General features: G+C 70.5%; 18 protein-coding genes. 5 read left to right on the top strand and 13 right to left on the bottom strand.

Annotated elements, in window-relative coordinates:
• Positions 1-28: 28 nt before the first annotated feature.
• The 5 genes from BG482_RS16715 to BG482_RS16695 all read right to left on the bottom strand — a co-directional run bounded on the left by BG482_RS16715 (position 29) and on the right by BG482_RS16695 (position 7239).
• On the bottom strand, positions 29-2965 hold the full coding sequence (locus tag BG482_RS16715) for a glycoside hydrolase family 2 TIM barrel-domain containing protein (protein ID WP_069769830.1): 2937 nt from the start codon (positions 2963-2965) through the stop codon (positions 29-31).
• The gene (locus BG482_RS16710) at positions 2962-3831 is read right to left on the bottom strand and encodes a carbohydrate ABC transporter permease (RefSeq protein ID WP_069769829.1); all 870 of its coding nucleotides are present in this window, start codon (positions 3829-3831) and stop codon (positions 2962-2964) included. Before BG482_RS16710 ends, BG482_RS16715 begins: the two co-directional genes overlap by 4 nt.
• 15 nt (positions 3832-3846) lie before the next feature.
• Complete coding sequence (locus tag BG482_RS16705) at positions 3847-4809, bottom strand: carbohydrate ABC transporter permease (protein ID WP_069769828.1); 963 nt, start codon at positions 4807-4809, stop codon at positions 3847-3849.
• Positions 4809-6095 carry an ABC transporter substrate-binding protein gene (locus tag BG482_RS16700; RefSeq protein WP_069769827.1) on the bottom strand — a complete coding sequence of 429 codons (1287 nt, stop codon included), beginning with the start codon at positions 6093-6095 and terminating at the stop codon, positions 4809-4811. The genes BG482_RS16705 and BG482_RS16700 overlap by 1 nt, the downstream gene beginning before the upstream one ends.
• A 94-nt stretch (positions 6096-6189) precedes the next feature.
• Positions 6190-7239, bottom strand: a complete 1050-nt coding sequence (locus BG482_RS16695) for a carbohydrate kinase family protein (protein ID WP_069769826.1) — start codon at positions 7237-7239, stop codon at positions 6190-6192.
• Positions 7240-7404: 165 nt separating this feature from the next.
• Here BG482_RS16695 and BG482_RS16690 point away from each other — a divergent pair, with 165 nt between their 5' ends.
• The 3 genes from BG482_RS16690 to BG482_RS16680 all read left to right on the top strand — a co-directional run bounded on the left by BG482_RS16690 (position 7405) and on the right by BG482_RS16680 (position 12702).
• On the top strand, positions 7405-8169 hold the full coding sequence (locus tag BG482_RS16690; RefSeq protein WP_069769825.1) for a DeoR/GlpR family DNA-binding transcription regulator: 765 nt from the start codon (positions 7405-7407) through the stop codon (positions 8167-8169).
• Entirely contained in the window at positions 8166-9503 is a 1338-nt protein-coding gene (locus BG482_RS16685) for a 6-phospho-beta-glucosidase (protein ID WP_069769824.1), read from the top strand. Before BG482_RS16690 ends, BG482_RS16685 begins: the two co-directional genes overlap by 4 nt.
• A gap of 115 nt (positions 9504-9618) precedes the next feature.
• Positions 9619-12702 carry a glycoside hydrolase family 38 C-terminal domain-containing protein gene (locus tag BG482_RS16680; protein WP_069769823.1) on the top strand — a complete coding sequence of 1028 codons (3084 nt, stop codon included), beginning with the start codon at positions 9619-9621 and terminating at the stop codon, positions 12700-12702.
• A 489-nt stretch (positions 12703-13191) separates the two neighbouring features.
• Here the strand turns inward: BG482_RS16680 and BG482_RS41100 are convergent, their stop codons facing one another.
• On the bottom strand, positions 13192-13440 hold the full coding sequence (locus BG482_RS41100) for a hypothetical protein (protein ID WP_079141851.1): 249 nt from the start codon (positions 13438-13440) through the stop codon (positions 13192-13194).
• A gap of 209 nt (positions 13441-13649) precedes the next feature.
• On the opposite strand from BG482_RS41100, the gene BG482_RS16670 reads away from it, so the two are divergent.
• The gene (locus BG482_RS16670; RefSeq protein ID WP_069769864.1) at positions 13650-13880 is read left to right on the top strand and encodes a helix-turn-helix transcriptional regulator; all 231 of its coding nucleotides are present in this window, start codon (positions 13650-13652) and stop codon (positions 13878-13880) included.
• A gap of 307 nt (positions 13881-14187) precedes the next feature.
• Here the strand turns inward: BG482_RS16670 and BG482_RS16660 are convergent, their stop codons facing one another.
• Both BG482_RS16660 and BG482_RS16655 read right to left on the bottom strand, forming a co-directional pair.
• Positions 14188-14526 carry a hypothetical protein gene (locus BG482_RS16660; protein WP_069769863.1) on the bottom strand — a complete coding sequence of 113 codons (339 nt, stop codon included), beginning with the start codon at positions 14524-14526 and terminating at the stop codon, positions 14188-14190.
• A gap of 94 nt (positions 14527-14620) precedes the next feature.
• The gene (locus tag BG482_RS16655; protein ID WP_069769820.1) at positions 14621-15871 is read right to left on the bottom strand and encodes a helix-turn-helix domain-containing protein; all 1251 of its coding nucleotides are present in this window, start codon (positions 15869-15871) and stop codon (positions 14621-14623) included.
• A gap of 175 nt (positions 15872-16046) precedes the next feature.
• On the opposite strand from BG482_RS16655, the gene BG482_RS16650 reads away from it, so the two are divergent.
• Positions 16047-16187, top strand: coding sequence for a hypothetical protein (locus tag BG482_RS16650; protein ID WP_256096386.1), 141 nt, complete (start codon positions 16047-16049; stop codon positions 16185-16187).
• 73 nt (positions 16188-16260) lie between these two features.
• Here BG482_RS16650 and BG482_RS16645 read toward each other — a convergent pair whose 3' ends face one another.
• From BG482_RS16645 to BG482_RS16625, 5 genes are all read right to left on the bottom strand, one after another.
• Complete coding sequence (locus BG482_RS16645) at positions 16261-16539, bottom strand: hypothetical protein (RefSeq protein WP_069769818.1); 279 nt, start codon at positions 16537-16539, stop codon at positions 16261-16263.
• 5 nt (positions 16540-16544) lie between these two features.
• Positions 16545-17786, bottom strand: coding sequence for a hypothetical protein (locus BG482_RS16640; protein WP_069769817.1), 1242 nt, complete (start codon positions 17784-17786; stop codon positions 16545-16547).
• A gap of 24 nt (positions 17787-17810) precedes the next feature.
• Positions 17811-18257 (bottom strand): hypothetical protein, encoded by a 447-nt coding sequence (locus BG482_RS16635; protein WP_069769816.1) that lies wholly within the window; start codon positions 18255-18257, stop codon positions 17811-17813.
• Between the two features lie 705 nt (positions 18258-18962).
• Complete coding sequence (locus BG482_RS16630; protein WP_069740723.1) at positions 18963-19259, bottom strand: hypothetical protein; 297 nt, start codon at positions 19257-19259, stop codon at positions 18963-18965.
• Positions 19260-19275: 16 nt separating this feature from the next.
• Positions 19276-19662 (bottom strand): hypothetical protein, encoded by a 387-nt coding sequence (locus BG482_RS16625; protein ID WP_069769815.1) that lies wholly within the window; start codon positions 19660-19662, stop codon positions 19276-19278.
• Positions 19663-19665: the final 3 nt, after the last annotated feature.

The raw sequence follows: 19665 nt of genomic DNA, 5'->3' as shown, positions 1-19665 counted from the left end.
TGCGAAGTCCGTTGCCGGATGAGGAGGTTCAGAGAACGCGCAGGGTCCAGCTCCAGCGGTGGACGCCCGGTGCGACGAGATAGGAGGGGAAGGTGTCGGGGCCGCACGACGCCGTGCCGAGGCCGCGGTGCGCCGCGTCCAGGTGCACCACGCAGCCGGCGCGCGGGACCAGCTCGTCATGATGGGCGGCGGCGGTCAGATCCTCGGCGCGGAACCGTGTGACGGAGACCTGGCGTGGCTCGTCCAGTGTGACGGCCAGGCCCGTGGCGTCCGGCGCCGAGAGCGTGAAGCGCCGCACGCCGTGCCGGCCGCCGCTCTCCTGCGGACGCAGGTAAGGGGTGAACAACTCGTCGACGGGGACGCGGTGGTGACCCACCGGCGCACCGCCGCTGCGGTCCGGATAGGACTCCCAGGGGCCCTGTCCGAACCACTCCAGCAGATCCAGTCCCGCGACCGTCTCGAAGGCCGTGCCGACGCGTGCGACGTCGTCGAACTCCTCGGGCAGCTCGGCCTGCTCGTCGACGCGCACCCCGCCCTCGACCGGGGTGAACACCTGCCGGTGCCGGACCACGCCCGTCGTGCCGGCGTACTCGGAGAGCACGGTCACCCCGTCGCCCTCCTGGCGGACCGAGAGCAGCTTGCGCACGAGGGCGTCCAGGCCCCACGTCCGCCAGCGCAGTGCCATGCCGCCGAGCTCGTCGTTGTCGGTGGGCGCCCGCCACAGCGACAGCGTGGGCGAGACGGTCAGCAGCGGATGGACGAGGAGTCCCTCGGCGTCGATCTCGACGCGGCCGGAGACCGCCGGGGCCTCCGCCGGCTCGGCCGCCCGCAGACGCACCTGCGGCGCGCACACCTCGGTTCCACGCGGCGCCCACGGCAGATCCTCCGCCGTCGTCACCCGCAGCGTCAGCCATGCCTCGCCGCCGTCCGCCGGCAGTTCGAACGGCGGCGGCACCACGGCCGACTCGCCCGGCCGCAGGTCGGGCAGGTCGGCCGCCGCGGTGAGCGTCCCGCCGTGGGCGAGCGACAGCTCCCACTCGCCCGCGAGCCACTCCAGGCCGCGGAAGTGCTGGTGGTTGGAGAGGACCAGTCCCTCGTGCCGGAAGCCCTGCAGGCGCAGCGGCGCGGCGAGTTCGCGGTGCTCGTACATCACCGGCTTCACGGTGCGGTCCGGCAGGACCACGCCGTCCGCGATGAACGCGCCGTCGTGGTCCTTCTCGCCGAAGTCGCCGCCGTAGGCCCAGCGGTAGCCGGGTGCGGCGACACCGTTGTCGTAGAGTCCGGCGCCCCCACGCCCGACCGGTCTTCCGTCGTTCACGGACTGAAGGATTCCGTGGTCCCAGAACTCCCAGATGAACCCGCCCTGAAGACCTGGGGTGGCCTCGATGGCAGCCCAGTGGTCGGCCAGCGTGCCGTTGCTGTTGCCCATCGCGTGCGAGTACTCGCACTGGATGAGCGGCTTGGTCTGCCGCCCGGACACCGCGTGCGCCACGCAGTCCTCCAGCGGCGCGTACATCGGACAGGCGATGTCGGAGGCGACGTCCGGATCGGCCCAGCCGCGTTTGGCCGCGCCCTCGTACTGCAGCGGCCGGGTCGGATCGTGCCGGCGCACCCAGCCCGCGGCCGCGTCGTGGTTGGCGCCGTAGTCGGACTCGTTGCCCAGCGACCAGACGATGACCGACGGGTGGTTCTTGTCCCGCAGCACCATCCGCGAGACGCGGTCGACGAAGGCGTTCAGATAGCGCGGGTCGTCGGCGATCTCATGGGCGTGGTCGTGGGACTCGATGTCCGCCTCGTCCACCACGTAGAAACCGATCTCATCGGCGAGGTCGTACAGAGCGGGGTCGTTGGGGTAGTGGGCGGTGCGGATCGCGTTGAAGCCGAAACGCTTGAGCAGCACCAGGTCGGCCCGCATGTCCTCGTAGGTGACGGTCCGGCCGGTGAGCGGGTGGAAGTCGTGCCGGTTCACTCCCCGGATGAAGATCCGCTCGCCGTTGACCAGCAGGTCCCGGCCGACGATCGTCACGTCGCGGAAGCCGACCCGGTGCCGGGAGGCGTCGGCGACGGAGCCGTCGACGCGGTGCAGGCGCACCGTCAGCCCGTACAGCTCCGGCGTCTCCGCCGTCCAGGTGCGCACGTCGGGCACCCGCGCGTGCAGGCGCGCCTCGCCCAGGAAGGCGGAGACGCGTTCCTCCTCGGCGTTGGCCAGGTCGAACGCGGCGTCCTGCGCCAGCGCGGGTGCGTCCGGTCCGTCCAGCTCCCCGGTGACGTACCACCCCTCGGGCAGCGCCCCGCCCGCGTCCCGCACCCGGCAGTCGACCCGCAGCTCGCCCTCCGCCGACGCCCGCACGCTCACGTCGGCCAGGTGCAACGGGTCGGTGGCGTACAGCAGCACCGATCGGGTGATCCCGCCGTGCCACCAGTGGTCCTGGTCCTCGATGTGCGAGGCGTCCGACCACTTGACGACCGTCAGCCGCAGGACGGACCGCCTGCCGGGGCGCACGACGGCCGACAGGTCGAACTCGGCCGCCAGATGGGAGTCCTTGGAGACGCCCACGGGCCGTCCGTCGACGTGCACCAGCAGCACGCTCTCGGCGGCCCCGACCTGGAGCACGATCCGGCGTCCGGCCCAGTCGGCGGGGACGTCGATCTCCCGCTCGTACACGCCCGTGGGGTTCGCGTCCGGCGACAGCGGCGGGAACTCCGGGAACGGCATGCGGATGTTCAGGTACTGCGGCAGGTCGACGGCGCCCGGGACGGTCTGCATGGTCCAGACGCCGGGCACCGCAGCCGAGGACCAGGCACCGCCGACCGGCGCGTCCGGAGCGGGCAGCAACTGGAAACGCCAGTCGCCGTCCAGGGAGTGTGCTCCGGTGCGCCGGTCGACGGCGTTCATGGGCAGCCGCCCCCAGGAGGTCACCTCGGGGGACTTCCAGGGGCTCAGCGCCAGCAGCGGGTCGCTCACTTGATCGCTCCCTTGGCGAGGTCGCCGATGATCTGGCGGGCGCCGATCGCGAACACGATCAGCAGCGGGACGAGAGCGAGCAGTGCGCCGGTCATGACCATTCCGTAGTCGGTGGTGCCGTGGGTGCCGTTGAGCTGGGACAGAGCGACCTGGAGAGTCACGTTGTCCGGGTCGGTGAGGGCGATCAGAGGCCAGGCGTAGTCGTTCCACTGGCCCATGAAGGTGAAGATGCCGAGGAAGGCCAGGCCCGGCCGGACGACGGGCAGGGCCACGTGCCAGTACTGGCGCAGGAAGTGCGCGCCGTCGATGCGGGAGGCGTCGAGCAGCTCGTCGTGGATCGCGCCCTGCATGTACTGGCGCATCCAGAAGATGCCGAACGCGTTGGCGGCCGCCGGCACGATCAGCGCCGTCATCGAGCCGATCCAGCCGAGCTTCGCCATGATCACGAACTGCGGGATCGCCTGCAGCTGCGCGGGGACCATGAAGATGAACATGAGCAACACGAACAGCAACCGCTTGCCCGGAAATTCGAACTTGGCGAAGACGAAGGCCGCCAGCGAGTCGAAGAACAGGACCAGGAAGGTCACCGACCCCGCCACCAGCAGCGAGTTGACCATCGAGCCGAAGAAGTCGACGGCGTCGAAGAGGCTGCGGACGTTCTCGAGGAAGTGCGTGCCCGGCAGCAGCTTGGGCGGGTAGGAGAAGATCTCCGACGACGTGTGCGTCGACATGATGACGGCCCAGTAGAACGGGAAGGCCGAGAGCAGGACGCCGAGCAGGAGAACGGCGTGCAGCGCGATCCCTCTTCGGCGGGAACCGTCGATCCCCCGGGTACGCCGGAGCCGTGTTCCTTGGATGGATGCCATGGTGTGCGGGCCTCCCTAGTCTTCGCCCCGGCGCTGCACCAGACGCCAGTTGATGATCGAGAAGAGGACGACGACGAGGAAGATGCCCCACGCCACGGCGGCGCCGTAGCCGAAGTCGTTGTTGTCGAAGGTCTGCTGGAAGAAGTAGAGGACCATGGTCCGGCCGGCGTGACCGGGACCGCCCGAGAAGGTCGAGTCGTTCGAGGTGTTCTGCAGCAGCACCTGGGGTTCGGAGAAGCTCTGCAGCCCGGTGATCGTCGAGACGACGAGCACGAACAGCAGCACCGGACGCAACATCGGCAGCGTGATCCGGAAGAAGGTCTGCACGGGACCCGCGCCGTCCATCCGCGCCGCCTCGTACAGCTCGCTCGGAACGGTCTGCAGCCCCGCCAGGAAGATGATCGCGTTGTAACCGGTCCACTGCCAGGTCATCAGGGCCGCGATGGCGATCTTGATTCCCCACGGCGTGTTCAGCCAGGCGATCTGGTCGAATCCGATCCCCTGCAGGAAAGCGTTTACGAGACCGAAGTTGGTGGAGAAGACCGAGCCGAAGATGATCGCGACGGCCACGACCGACGTGACGTTCGGCAGGAAGTAGGCGAAGCGGTAGAAGTTCCTGAAACGGACCGCCGAGTTGAGCATCACGGCCGTGACCATCGCCAGGAAGATCATGGGGAAGGTGGCCAGCGCCCAGATGACGATCGTGGTCCCGATCGAGCTCCAGAACGCGGAGTCGCCGACCAGGTACTGGTACTGCGACAGCCCCGCCCACTCCATCGAGCCGAGGCCGTCCCAGCGGTGGAAGGAGAGATAGAGGGAGAAGCCGACGGGGACCAGCCCGAAACAGAGGAAGAGCAGATAGAAAGGGGAGATCGCGGCGTAGAGATGCCAGTGCTTGCGGAAGCCTTTTCTGGGCCGCGCGACGGGTGTTTCCGTCACGACCGCCGTGGGCTTCTCCAGTGCGGGGAGGGTGGCCATCAGGAGTTCACCCCCAGGTGCTTCGCGATGCGCCGGCATGTGCTCATGGCGTCACTCCAGGCCTGCTTCGGGTCCTTGCCGAGGACCCCGACGTTCTTGATCTCGTCCTTGATGGGCTGCCCGAGCGCCACGTCGAACGGGCTGTTGTAGGCGACCACGATCTTCTGCGCGGCGGGCCCGAAGACATCCATGGTGACCTGGCCGCCGAAGAAGGGGTCCGGCTCACGGACCTGCTTCAGGCCGTACGAGGCAGGGGTGGAGGGGAAGAGCCCCGCGTCGACGAAGCCCTGTGCCTGGTTGCCCGCGTCGAGCATCCAGCTGATGATCCGGAAGGCCTGCTCGGGTTCGCGGCACGCCTTGGTGATCGACAGGAAGGAGCCGCCGTTGTTGGCGGGCCGTACCGGCATGTCGGCCACCCGCCACCGGCCCTTGGTCTTCGGCACGCCGTTCTTGATGTCGCTGGTGGCCCAGGAGGCGTTCAGCTGGCTCGGCAGCCTGCCGGACTCCACGGCCGAGAGCTGGTCGGGGGTGCCGCTGACCAGGTTCGAGACGATCTTGCGCCGCTTGGCCTCGACGGCGAGCGCCCAGGCGTGGCGCACGTGCTCCTGGTCGCCGATGAAGTTGCGGTCCTTGTCGACGTACCGCTTGCCGCCCTGCTGCACCACGTTCTCGAAGACGCTGTTGATGTCCGTCAGCAGGGAGGCCCCCGGGATCCGCTGTGCGAGCCTCTCGCCCGCGGCGAAGAACTTCTCCCAGGTGTCGAGCTCCCTGGAGACGTCGGCGGGCTCGTAGGGCAGGCCCGCCTTCTGGAAGACGGGGTACTGGTAGAAGTGCGCCACGGGGCCGCAGTCGATCGGGAAGCCGACCATCGTGCCGTCGTCGGCGACGCCCTGCTCCCACTTCCAGGGCAGGTAACCGCTCTTGTACCGGTCCGCGCCCAGGGTGCGCAGGTCCACGAACTGGTCGGCGTTGGGCAGATAGGACGCCATGTCCTCGCCCTTGAGTCCCGCGATGTCGGGCACATGGGCGCGGCCCGCCATGGTGGTGATCAGCTTGGAACGGTAGTAACCGCCGATCTTGACGGCCCGCAGGTCGACCGAGCTGTCGTAACGGGCTTTGGCGTTCTTGACGACGGTGTCGCCGAGGCCGCCGTCCCAGTACCACAGCACCATGTTGCGGCCGGTGGAGCCGGCCGGTACGGCGCAGCCGGTCGCCAGGCCGCCGAGCGCCGTGCCGGCCGTGCCGGCCAGGCCCGCGCGCAGCAGGCCTCTTCGTGAGAGCCGCACAGCTCCCACCGCCTTTCGGTCTGTTCGCGTCTTCGCAGACGGTGTGCACTTCGAGGGACACGCGTGGGTCTCGTCGTGTCGGGGAGGGGCGTGTTCAAGGCCGCGGGGCGGGCGGGGTGACCGGGGCGTACCGCACGGGCGGGCCCACGTCCGCGGGGATGCGGTCGGCCAGGAAGCCGTAGGCCCGCTTGAGCTCGGGGTCGCTCGGCGAGCGCCACCAGCGGTCGACGCCGTACCAGCCGGGAGCCGCCAGAGCGCCGCCGTGGTGGCCGACCGAGAGTCCGGCGGCGAGCACGGCGAACCGCAGTCGTTCCGCCAGCGGCCACCCGCCGAGCGAGGCCGCGACGAAGCTCGCGCCGAACACGTCGCCGGCGCCCGTCGCGTCCAGGACGTCCACCGGGAGGGCGGGGACCTCCGCGTACTCCCCGGTCGTCTGGTCGACGGCGATCGCGCCGTCGCCGCCCCGGGTGACGACCGCCACCGGTACCAGTTCCGCAAGGGTGCCCAGCGCGGCGACCGCGGTGTCGGTGCGGGTGTACGCCATCGCCTCGGTCTCGTTGGGGAGGAAGGCGTGGCACAGGGAGAGCTGTTCCAGCAGGTCGGTGGACCATTTCCGGGTGGGGTCCCAGCCGACGTCCGCGTAGATCTGTGTGCCGTTCGCGGCCGCCTTGGCGAGCCACCCGGGCGGTTCGGCCTCCAGGTGCGCGAGGGCGGTGCGCGCCTCGGGCGGGTCGCCCATCAGCACGTCCTGCGAGTACGGCGGTTCCTGCCCGTGGGTGACGAGCGCCCGGTCGTGGGTGGGGGTGGCCCCGCCCGGGCGTGGGTGGGGGAGGGCGAGGGCGACGGTGACCGGAGTGGGCCAGCCCGGCGCCGTGCGGGAGAGGGAGAGGTCCACGCCCTCCTGGCCGGCGAGGATCTCGTGGCAGTGAGCGCCGTAGAAGTCGTCGCCGAAGACCGTGGCCAGACTGGTGCGCAGACCGAAGCGGGCGGCCGCCACCGCGAGGTTGGCGATGCCGCCGGGGCCGCAGCCCATGCCCGAGGTCCAGATCTCCTCGCCGGGCGTCGGCGGTCCGCCGAGGCCCGTGAGGACGAGGTCGTAGAAGAGCAGCCCGGTGAGCAGCACCTCGGGCCGGTCGTCGTCCACCGCGCATCCTCTCGTCGGAAGAATCGACGGAGCCCGTCACGTCGGAGGAGCTCGTCAAAACTCTTCAATTCGTGACCGGAATCGTGCGCCCCTTGGCGAGATTGGTCAATACCTCAGCAGAAGTGAGCATAGATTTGATTGAAGATGACGAGTAGTGTTCATGCCGTGCTGGCAGAACGACGACATCAACTCATCCTGCGGGCCCTGCGCTCCGGCGGTCCCGCGGCCGTGACCGATCTCTCCGAGCAGCTGGGTGTGAGCCCCGCCACGGTCAGGCGTGACCTGCTCAAACTCGAGGAGGACGGCCTGCTCACCCGGGTGCACGGCGGAGCCGTCGCGGAGGAGGGGGACCAGCCCTTCGCCGAGGTCGCCGAGGTGCGCGTGGCCCAGAAGGACGCGATAGCCGCCCGCGCGGCGGCGATGGTCGCGGACGGCCAGTCGGTGCTCCTCGACATCGGCACCACCGCCTACCGGCTGGCCCGGCAGCTGCACGGCCGCCGGCTCACGGTGATCACCAGCAACCTGGTGGTCTACGAGGAACTCGCCGACGACGAGGGCATCGAGCTGGTGCTGCTCGGCGGCATGGTCCGCCGCGAGTACCGCTCACTCGTCGGTTTCCTCACCGAGGACAACCTGCGCCAGCTGCACGCCGACTGGCTCTTCCTCGGCACCAGCGGAGTGCGGCCGGGCGGCCAGGTGATGGACACGACGGTCGTCGAGGTGCCGGTGAAACGGGCCATGATCAAGGCCGGTGACAAGGTCGTCCTGCTCGCCGACTCGGCGAAGTTCCCGGGAACCGGAATGGCGAAGGTCTGCGGTCCCGAGGACCTGGACGTGGTGGTGACGGACACGCCGGTCGACCCGGCGACCCGGTCCTCCTTCGAGGAGGCGGGCGTCGAGGTGGTCGTGGCAGGAAAGGTGCAAGCGTGAAACTGACGATTCTCGGCGGCGGCGGATTCCGGGTGCCGCTCGTGTACGGGGCGCTCCTGGCGGACCGCGGCGAGGGCCGGGTCACCCAGGTCGTCCTGCACGACCTGGACGACAGCCGGCTGCACGCGGTCGCCCGCGTGCTGGACGAGCAGGCGGCCGCCGTCCCCGACGCGCCCGAGGTCACGGCCACCACCGACCTCGACGAGGCCCTGCGCGGCGCCGACTTCGTCTTCTCCGCGATCCGGGTCGGCGGCCTCGAGGGCCGTGCGCACGACGAGCGGGTGGCCCTGGCCGAGGGCGTCCTCGGCCAGGAGACGGTCGGCGCCGGCGGCATCGCCTACGGCCTGCGGACCGTGCCCGTCGCCGTCGACATCGCCCGGCGGGTGGCCCGGCTGGCCCCCGACGCCTGGGTCATCAACTTCACCAACCCGGCCGGCCTCGTCACCGAGGCCATGTCCCGGCACCTGGGCGACCGGGTGATCGGCATCTGCGACTCGCCGGTCGGGCTCGGCCGCCGCATCGCCCGTGTGCTCGGCGCGGACCCGAGGGAGGCCTGGATCGACTACGTCGGCCTCAACCACCTCGGCTGGGTGCGCGGCCTGCGGGTCGCCGGCCGCGACGAGCTGCCCCGGCTGCTCGCCGACCCCGACCTGCTCGGCTCCTTCGAGGAGGGCAAGCTCTTCGGCGTGGACTGGCTGCAGTCCCTCGGCGCGATCCCCAACGAGTACCTGCACTACTACTACTTCAACCGGGAAGCCGTACGGGCCTACCAGCAGGTCGAGAAGACCCGCGGCGCCTTCCTGGCCGACCAGCAGGCCCGCTTCTACGAGGAGATGAAACGCCCCGGAGCGGCGGCCCTGACCGCCTGGGACCGCACCCGCGCCGAACGCGAGGCCACCTACATGGCCGAGAACCGGGAGAGCGCCGGCGCGGGCGAACGCGACGCCGACGACCTCTCCGGCGGCTACGAGAAGGTCGCCCTCGCCCTGATGCGGGCCATCGCCCGCGACGAGCGCACGACGCTGATCCTGAACGTGCGCAACCAGGGAACCCTCTCGGTGCTCGACGCGGACGCCGTCATCGAGGTGCCCGCTCTGGTCGACGCCAACGGCGCGCATCCGGTCTCCGTGGCCCCCCTGCCCGAGCACGCCACCGGGCTGGTCTGCGCGGTCAAGGGCGTCGAGCGCGAGGTGCTCGCCGCCGCCGAGTCCGGCTCGCGCGCGACGGCCGTGAAGGCCTTCGCGCTGCACCCCCTGGTGGACTCGGTGAACGTGGCCCGCAGGCTGGTCGAGGGCTACACCGACGTCCATCCCGGGCTGGCGTACCTTAGGTAGACGCCGGGAGGGAAAGCGCTTTCCCTCCCGGTCCGCCAGGCACCGGGACTCCGGTCTGCTCGGCACCCGGCCCCGCCCCTCCCCGCATCTCGTGGTCCCTCACTGGAGATTCCCCATGCATGACGAACGCCGCCGCATCGAGGAGCGCGTCGAGCGCGTCCACCACCAGCGTGTCAAGCCCGCGATCTACGCGGCCACCGTTCCCTTCGAGGTCCAGGCCTGGCAGGCGCCGGGGGAGCCCGTGCCGTTCGCGGAGGCCGCGGCCGCCGCCTACGAGCCCTTCGCGATGGACACCCCGTGGGGTCCGCCCTGGGGCACCACCTGGTTCCGGATGCGCGGACAGGTGCCCGCCGAGTGGGCCGGGCGGCGCGTCGAGGCCGTCATCGACCTCGGCTTCGTCGGCGACTGGCCCGGCAACCAGGCCGAGGCCCTCGTCCATCTCACCGACGGGACGCCGCTGAAGGCGGTCAACCCGCTCAACCAGTACGTTCCGGTCGGCAACCCGGCGCAGGGCGGGGAGAGCGTCGACTACCTCGTCGAGGCCGCCTCCAACCCGGACATCCTGGCGGGCGACTTCGCGGCCCCGACCCTGCTGGGCGACGTCCTGACGGCGGGCGACCGTCCGCTCTACACGTTCCGCCGCGCCGACCTCGCCGTCCTCGACGAGGAGGTCTGGCATCTCGACCTCGACCTGCAGGTGCTGCGCGAGCTGATGGTCCACCTCGGCGAGCACGAGCCGCGCCGCCACGAGATCATGCACGCCCTGGACCGGGCCATGGACGCCCTCGACCTGGACGACGTCTCCGGCAGCGCAGCCGCCGTGCGCGAGGTGCTCGCCCCCGTCCTGGCCCGCCCCGCCCATGCCAGCGCCCACACCATCTCCGGCGTGGGTCACGCGCACATCGACTCCGCCTGGCTGTGGCCGATCCGCGAGACCAAGCGCAAGACCTCCCGCACCTTCTCCAACGTCACCGCGCTCGCCGAGGAGTACGACGACTTCATCTTCGCCTGCTCGCAGGCCCAGCAGTACGAATGGGTGCGCGACAACTACCCGCAGGTGTGGGCGCGGATCCAGGAGTCGGTGAAGAAGGGGCAGTGGGCGCCGGTCGGCGGCATGTGGGTCGAGTCCGACGGCAACCTGCCCGGCGGCGAGGCCATCGCCCGCCAACTGGTGCACGGCAAAAGGTTCTTCATCGAGCACTTCGGCATCGAGACCAAGGGCGTCTGGCTGCCGGACTCCTTCGGCTACAACGCCGCCTACCCACAGCTCGCCAAGCTCGCCGGCAACGAGTGGTTCCTGACCCAGAAGATCTCCTGGAACCAGACCAACAAGTTCCCCCACCACACGTTCTGGTGGGAGGGCATCGACGGCACCCGCATCTTCACGCACTTCCCGCCCATCGACACCTACAACGCCCGCTTCAGCGGCGAGGAGATGGACCGCGCGGTGCGCAACTACTCGGAGAAGGGCGGCGGCAGCCGGTCGCTGGCCCCCTTCGGCTGGGGCGACGGCGGCGGCGGCCCCACCCGCGAGATCATGGAACGGGCGCGCCGGCTGGCCGACCTGGAAGGCTCGCCCAAGGTCGTCGTCGAGCACCCCGACGCGTTCTTCGCCAAGGCCCGCGCCGAGTACCCGGACGCGCCCGTCTGGGTCGGCGAGCTCTACCTGGAGCTGCACCGCGCCACCTACACCACCCAGGCCCGCACCAAGCAGGGCAACCGGCGCAGTGAACACAAGCTGCGCGAGGCCGAGTTGTGGGCGACGACGGCCGCGCTGCACGCGCCGGGCTACGCCTACCCGTACGAGCAGCTGGACCGTCTGTGGAAGACGGTGCTGCTGCACCAGTTCCACGACATCCTGCCCGGCTCGTCCATCGCCTGGGTGCACCGGGAGGCCGAGGCCGAATACGCCCGTGTCGCGGACGAGTTGGAGGCGCTGACCGCCGAGGCGGTCGCCGCGCTGGGCGCCGGCCGGCCGGGCGAGCGGCAGCCCGAGGCGTCGCTGCGGGTGTTCAACACCAGCCCGTACGCCCGTGCCGAGGTGGTGCGCACGCCGCAGGGCCGCCCGGTCTTCGTCGAGACGCCCGCGAACGGCAGCGCGCCGCTGACCGGAGCGCAGCCGCCGCAGCCGGTGACGGTGTCCGGCCGGGTGCTCGACAACGGTCTGGTCCGGGTCGAGGTCGCGGACGACGGCACCCTGTCCTCCGTGTACGACCTGCGGGCGGACCGCGAGGTCCTCGCTGACGCGGGCAACCTGCTGCGCCTGCACACCGACCTCCCGAACTACTGGGACGCCTGGGACATCGACAAGCACTACCAGAACCGCTACACCGATCTGCTGGAGCCGGACGCGGTGACGGTCGTCGAGGAGGACCCGCTGGTCGGCGCGATCCGGGTCACCCGTTCCTTCGGCAAGGGCTCGACGCTCACCCAGACCATCACCCTGCGGGCGGGCAGCCCGCGTGTCGACTTCGAGACCGACATCGACTGGCACGAGGCGGAGAAGATCCTCAAGGCGGCCTTCCCGGTGGACATCCGGGCGCCGCACTCCTCCGCCGAGATCCAGTTCGGCCACATCCAGCGCCCCACCCACACCAACACCAGCTGGGAGGCGGCCCGGTTCGAGGTCTCCGGCCACCGCTGGGTGCACATCGGCGAGCCCGGCTACGGCGTCGCCGTCGTCAACGACTCCACCTACGGCCACGACGTCTCCCGCACCGTCCGCGAGGACGGCGGCACCACCACCACCGTCCGCCTCAGCCTGGTCCGCGCCCCGCGCATCCCGGACCCCGAGGCCGACCAGGGCCGGCACCGCTTCGCCTACGCGCTGCTGCCCGGCGCGAGCATCGAGGACGCGGTCGCCGAGGGCTACGCCCTCAACCTCCCGCTGCGCGTGGCGGACGCGGCCGACGCACCCGGCCCGATCGTCTCCGTGGACGGCGACGGCATCACGATCGAGGCGGTCAAGCTCGCCGACGACGCGTCCGGCGACGTCGTCGTGCGGCTCTACGAGTCGCGCGGCGGCCGGGCCACGGGCGTCCTGCGCACGGGCTTCCCGCTCGCGGGCGCCCAGGTGACCGATCTGCTGGAGCGGCCGCTGGAGCCGGCCACCGTCGTGCAGGACGGCGCGGTCGCGGTGTCCCTGCGTCCCTTCCAGATCCTGACGCTCCGTCTGGAACGCGCCGCGGCCGGCCGCTGACGCGGCGCCCCGCGGAGCGGGGCGCTCAGCGGGGCGGGGCGCTCAGCGGGGCGGGACTCGGTGCCCCGCCCCGCCCCGGATCCGCCCGGCCTTCGAGGCGTCGGGCGGCAAGCATTCGGGTCGGCCGGTCGCTCCCCGTGACAGCGGCCGACCGACCCGATCCCCCGTTCCCCGGGAATCCCCCGTCGATTCCCGTTCTTCCCCCGTGGATCTCCCCGTGTTTCCCCCGAGACCCCGGTCCCCCCGGCTCCCCCGTGGGGTCTTGCACTCTTAGGAGCGGGCGCCCCGGCCCCTGATACACCTTTCGGGAAAAAAAATCCCCCGGACCGCGGTCCGGGGGATTCCGGGGGGAGGCTCGGCGGCGTCCGAGGAGGTCAGCCGGTGAAGCCCGCCGTGATGGAGGTGAACTGCCAGGTGCTCTGGCTGATGCCGGAGCAGTTGCTCACCACGCCACCGCCCGGGCACGGCCGGTCGCGTCCACAAAGTTGTTTACCGGTGGTGATTGGCGGGTCCTGCCGGCCCTCGTGGGGGAGTGCTGCAGAGCTCGTCGATGAGGTCCAGCGCGTCGCCGAGGCGTCCTCGCATGCGTTCGACGAGGAGGATGAGGTGGGCGCGGGGGAGCTTGGCGAGGTCTTCGGCGCGGGCGGACTCGTAGTCCTTGCGGGCGAAGTCGACGCGGTCGCGCTGAAGATTTGTGAGGGCGAGCCCCGGTGCGGTGTGGGGCTGCTCGTCGCTCATGTGGTGTCGCCTGTCGCCGTGCCTGTGGGGTCCGTGGGGGGTGCAGCCATCTTTGGCTGAAATGTTGTCGTTAGACAATAGGTCAATGATCACGTCATCCGAACGGGTGTTTTAGCCGGTCAGGACTTGCGATCACAGTAAGCGCTTGATCTAGAAATGTACGGTCGGCGATACAGACAGCCAACCATGATCGCGGAAGCGTGTGGCGGGTGCCCTCCGCCCCGCCCCCCGACTGGGTCCTTGCCCGCCGCCGGGCCATCGGCGACCGCATCCGCGACTTACGCCGTGCGCGACGCCTGTCTCAGGAGAAGCTCGCGGAGATAGCGGGACTGGACCGGCAGTCCGTCAACCGGATCGAGCAGGGCCACCAGGCCGCGCTACTCGACAACCTCATTCGGATCCTGGCCGCGCTCGAAGCGCCGTTCGGCGACCTCGACTGAAGGGGCCCGCCGCCGGCGCACGGGGGTACGCGCAGCGGCGGGCCGGGCCGCCCGTGACGGAAGGGGCGGCCGTCCCCGGGGGCCGCGTGCGGCTCGCGGCGGCCGGGGGGTCAGGTGGATGCTGGCGGCGTGTGGAACTCGTGCCGGCCTATCCAGATGTTGCAGTCCGACACCCGCGAGCCGTCCCCCTCGGCCTGTGCGCGGGCGCGCCGTTCGGCGATCGCCGCACACGCAGCGCAGCCCGGCGCGGGCTCCGGCGGGATGGGGGGCATCTGCAGGACATACGAGACGGGCGTAAGCATGGGACTCATCGCAGGCCCATCCGAATCACGCGACCGAACGCCCGCCCTGTCTCGCATGCGGGTTCCGCCATGCAGTCCTGGCAGGCGCCGGGGCCCGTGGAGTGCAGGAAGAGGCCGTCGAGCGCTGCGCGGCCGGCGCACAAGCGGCAGCCGCGGAGGAACGCGACACGATCGCCGATCTTGCGGCTGCCGAGGTCTATGGCCGTCTTCGTGGTGAGGGCTTCGCCGCCCCACACGCAGATGTGGCCGTCGAGTTGCGCGTCCGACAGGCGGTCGGGGACGGGTAGCAGGGCGAGTGCCTCATGGGTGGGCATGCCGCTCGTCACGGCCGGTTCTGCTGCCATCGTCACGCCTCCACAGTCACGGTGATCCGACTCACGCTCTGACCGTAGAACCGCTCGGGACTGGCCGCCGACCGGAATCCGGTCGCCACCCCTGTCAGGCCGTCAGGATGCCGACCTTCACCGCGAGTTCCGACGCCCGACGGCGGCGGGCAGCCTGCGTCGACTCCACCTCCTCGAGCAGAATGGCGCGGGCGTAGCCGTTGTAGCGGATTGTCTCCGGCGCCGCCTCGAAGGCTTTCTCGAGCGATGCGACCGCAACATCCGGCTGCCCGTCGAGCTGGAAGCCTCGAGCTTCCTCGATCCTGTGGCGGGCCCGGCGCGGCCTGGACTTGATGACCGCCCCGTCTGCTCGAGCAGCCTGCCGCACAGACTCACCACCCTGGTGGAGCTCGACTGCGACCGTGACGGCGTGGGCGCCCATGATGGCCTGGCTGAAGCTGGTGATCGGGTGGTAGTAGTCGGCCGGAAGTCTCGAGGCCATCGTGTTGGCCTTGTCCCAGTGACGCCACGCGGTGCCCGTGTCCTGCCGTCGGGCTGCGGTGTAGCCGAGCTCGAACTCGAGGGCGCCCGCGATGGCGAGGACGTCATCGCCGGCGTCTGGGAGGAGAGGCTCGAGGAAGCGGACAGCCTCGAGGTTGACGGCGTCCGCAGTCTCGAGGTGCCGGGGTCCGGAATCGCGGTGGGCTTGGGCGAGGAGCCAGGCGGCGACGCCGATGGCGTGCGGGTCGCTCGAGTCCTGGGCGGCGATCATGCCGCGTTCGGCGACGCGCCACAACAGGCTCGAGTCGGGCTGGTAGGCGATGAAGAACTGCGACAGGGAGTACGTCTGCGCAAGCAGGGCCTGCGCCCGGCGGCGTTCGTTGCTCGAGTCCGCGGCCCGGACGAGGGCCTGCGCGTCCCGGATCAGATCCGGCAGCAGTGCCCCGATCGCCTCGCGGTGGTTTTTCGCCGCGTGCCGGGCCTTCCATGCCGCGTGCAGGCGGGCCTCGAGGTGCGCGACGGGAGGCGGTTCGACGCTCGAGCCCAACGCAAAGGAGTCCACTGCGGCTTTCACCGCGGCGAGGCGGGGGTGGCCGGGCCCGATGAACAGGTCGACGTGCGCATCGGGCCGTCCGGTGAGGTCAGCGAGGTCACGCACGCGGAGGGCTTCGGCGATCCGCATCACCATCTCGAGACCGGGTGCTTTCTGCTGGCCGTTCTCGAGCTTGCGCAGGGTGTGCGGCGAGATCCCGACGAGGCCGGCCAGTTGGGTTTGGGTCATGCCGCGGCGTTCGCGGATGATCTGGACGCGTTGGCCGAACCGCAGGGGGTCTGCGTATGGGTCGGGGGTAGCATCGGATGGCATGGTCTCGCCCCTTCTCTGGTACAGGTCGCACTGCCCAGAGTAGGGGTGGGGCCGTTCTTGTGTGGGGCGGTTGAGGTTGCCCGGATCCCGTTGAGTGTGGGGGCGTCTGGATCTCTAAACTGGGGGTATGTCCCCCACCCCTTCCTGCCTTGGGCCCGTGCGGTCTGCTGCGGCTGTGAATGAGGCGATCCGGGCTATCGCACGGCGGGCGCAGGGCAGGCCGTGGACGCGCGCGGAGCAGGCCCTGTACCGACTGCTGGTGGAGGAGTGGGTGCAGGCGGAGCGGTGCGCGGAGGAGATGACGACCGCGGCGTAGTGCCGCCCGGGTCCCGCCGTCGGACGGCCACGGTACGCGCGGCCCGGCACTACCCGAGGCGGCGCAAGCCTGCTCACCGGTTGTTGATCGTGAGAGTGATCGACCGCTCGTCGACCAGCCCAGTACTGGTGGTGATCTGGCAGACCAGCGCATACACGCTATCCACGACCCCACCAGAGACGCGCTGGGTGACGAACGCACCGTCCACGACCGGCGACCCCACAGCCGTGAGCCCGACCGGCACCGTCACCGTCGCCGAGCTGATCGTGTCGGCGACCTCGGCCAGCCACGCCGACCAGTCCCAGCTGTAGTTCAACAGCGCGGACGGGTCCTTGATGAAGCTGCTAGACATGCGGCCTACCTCACTATCAGGATGCGGGACTCGGTGACCACGGCCACCCGGTGCTCGGCGCCCACCGTCAGCTGTCGATGTTCAGCAGGAACCCGGTACGTTCGCTCTGGGCTCGGCGCCGTGACGCCGACAGACGGCACCGCCAGCGGCCGCGCCGTATCGGACTCCACCGCCGGGGACAGGACCGCGGTCTTCATACCGACGAGCGGCATCGCCGTCTCCACCGCGCTCGCCACCCCGAGGACCGACGGCGTCCCCCCATCGAGCAGCTGGGCGGTGTCCTCCTCGACAGCCGGCGCGAGGGAAGCGGACTTGGTCCCCGCCAGTGGTTGCGCCGACTCGACCGAGCCTGCGATGCCGAGGGCGGCAGTCTTGGCGGCGGTGAGGGGTTGTGGGGTCTCGTCTGCGCCCGCCGTACCGAGAGTCGCGGACTTGCCCCCGGTCAAGGCCTGTGTCGTGTCCTGCCCGCCAGCAGGGGTAAGGGCCGTGGCCTTCGATCCGGTGAAGGGCTGCGCGGATTCCGCCGCACCAGCCACACCGAGAGCAGTCGTCTTGGATCCGGTGAGAGCCTGCGTCGTCTCCGCTGCGGTAGCCGTACCAAGCGTCGCCGTCTTCGCGCTGGTGAGCGGCTGGGCGGTACCCGCTTCCCCAGCGGTGTCGAGCGCTGCCGCCTTGGCTCCCGTGAACGGCTGTGCCGTCTCGGCTGCGGAGGCGATACCAAGCGTCGCACCCGCGGTCACGTCCCCCGCGGAGAAGTCATCGAACCGCAGCGTGCTGACGGACTCGGCGCGGATGCCGACGCTGGTCCCGGTCGTGACGGCGGTGTCGGTGACGGAGACGCGGACGACGCCGTTGACGTAGCCCTTGATCGTCGAGCCGACCGCCTGGACTTTCGCGACGTCCCCGTTGGCGGCGGCACCGGCGAAGCTGCCGATGGAGGTGAAGCTCCCGCCGACGACCCAGAACAGATTCCAGGTCGCGCCATCATTGCGCCACAGATAGCCCTGCGTCAGCGTCGCGTTGCCACGGCACCACACGCCATGACTGACGGCCGCTGTCGTGGCGATCGTAACCTGGGCGAAGTTGTCATCGGTGGCCATCGCCCCGGCAGCCCGCAGGACGATCGTGCCGCCCGCGCTGCCGGATGAAAGCTGGTTGGAGATGATCGACCAGGTGCCGCTGACCTGCACCCAGTTGGCGCCGGGACTGCCGTTGGCGCGGTTGAAGTCGTCGGTGAAGGTCGTCACGTCACCTCCCAGGGCTGGTTGCTGCTACGCGGTGGAGCTGGCCCGGAAGAAGTCCGCGATCGCCAGGCTGAAGTTGTTGCCGTCCGGGGTCCACGAGACGTCATGCTTCGTCAGCGGGATCAGGTCGGCGTCGGTGCCGGTGGTGGTGTCCGGGTCGTAGCAGATGACGACCGCCCCGACCGCGTTCCCGGTCGGCGACGTCCAGGTCACGTCGGCGGCGTCGAGCGCCACCCGGTCGTTGGTGTCGTCGACGGTCACCGTGACCGACGCCAGCGTCTTCCTGCCCACGGTCGTCTGCTCGTTCGTAGTGCCCGCGACCACGGCGGCGAGGTCGTCCTTGTCGCGGAGGACAGCGTCGGTCTCCAGCCCCGACGACTCCAACGGCACCAGGACGAGGCCGTCGTTCGCGGCAGGCAGCGAGGCGTACCACGCCACCTTGCCGAGGGCGATGTTGAAGACGATGTTGGCCATGTCAGACTCCAGTTCCTGCGGCGTCCGCCGCCTACGTGTACTGCCTGCGCTGAGGATCAAGAGCCAACGCCAACGCGCCACCCCCACCCCCCGAACCCCCATCAGTCGGCGCACTGTCACGACGACAGACCAGCGCATCCGGGTCATACGCAGGCGCCTTCAGGGAGTAGCCGTCCGGGCAGGCAGGCCCAGCCGGACCGCGGTCACCCGTCTCCCCCTTCGGACCCGCGACGCCTGCCTCACCCTGCGGCCCAGGCGGGCCTGCCGGGCCAGCGGGCCCAGGTTCTCCCTGCGGGCCTGGCGGACCGGGGACAGTCGAGTCGGCTCCCTGCGCACCCGCCTGCCCTGCCGCCCCGGTCGAGCCGGCCTTACCGGCTGCTCCGTTCTTCCCGTTCGCGCCCGCAGACCCGGACGGTCCCGGCGGCCCAGGCGGGCCTGTCCCGCCCGCCTTCCCTGGCGGGCCGGTCACCGACGCGCCCGGCTCCCCCCGGCTTCCCGGCGGGCCGGCCACCGGGGTCCCGCCCAAGGCCTGCACCTGACGGGCCAGGGCGTCCCGTGCCTGGTTCGACGTCTCCAGCTCGCTATTCAGCGACTGCACCGACAGCAGGATCCACGCCAGCGCCATGCCGAAAGAGAGGGCCGCGACGATGACGAGGACGTCTCCGCGTCGGCCGCGGCGTTCTTCCGCGCGGATCTGTATCCGGCTCACGAGCCGCCTCCCTGGGTGAGGAGGATGATCACAGGGAGGAGGATTCCCACCAGCGGCACGATCACCGCGCCGATCAGCCACCGGCGGGTGGCAACCAGCTTCTCGTTGTCCTTCTCCCGCAGGGTTTCCAGCGTCCCGACCCGCGCGGACAGCGCCTCGTGGCGGAGGTCGTAGATCCGCTGGTCGACTTTCTCGTCCATGCGGCGGCCGAGCTGCTGGATGTCGTCGCGGACGTCAGCGAACCGCTCGTCGAAACGCCGCACGACTTCACCCAACGTCGGCTCATCCGGCATGAACTACTCCCTCTGCTCAGACGCCGGCTACGTGCGAGCCCGGCTCCACCGGGCTCGACCGCTCCACCTTCAGCGAGGGCACCGGCGCCTCCACCTCGCGGTGCTCCACGATCGCCAGGACCGCCGCGACGAAGCTCATCCATCCGGCCTGCTGCTCGGCCGACAGGTCCAGGCCGAAGCCCACGAACAGCGCCAGCCCGGCCGACGCCAGCTGCAGGATCGCCGCGCCCGCCGCGCCGGACTTGAGGACGATCGCGGAGGCGACCGCGACGACGCAGGAGAGGAACGTGTTGATGAGGGTCTGCTGGTCGGCGGATACGTCGAGGCCGTAGGCCGCGGCGAGCTTGAGGGCGATCGCGATCGCGCCGAGGATGTAGACGGGTTCTCTGCCGAAGGTCTTCATGAG

It is taken from the genome of Streptomyces sp. LUP30, from assembly GCF_001746365.1.
Taxonomy (GTDB): domain Bacteria; phylum Actinomycetota; class Actinomycetes; order Streptomycetales; family Streptomycetaceae; genus Streptomyces.
Note: the sequence above shows the minus strand (reverse complement) of the source record. Positions and strands in the feature narration are given on the sequence as shown.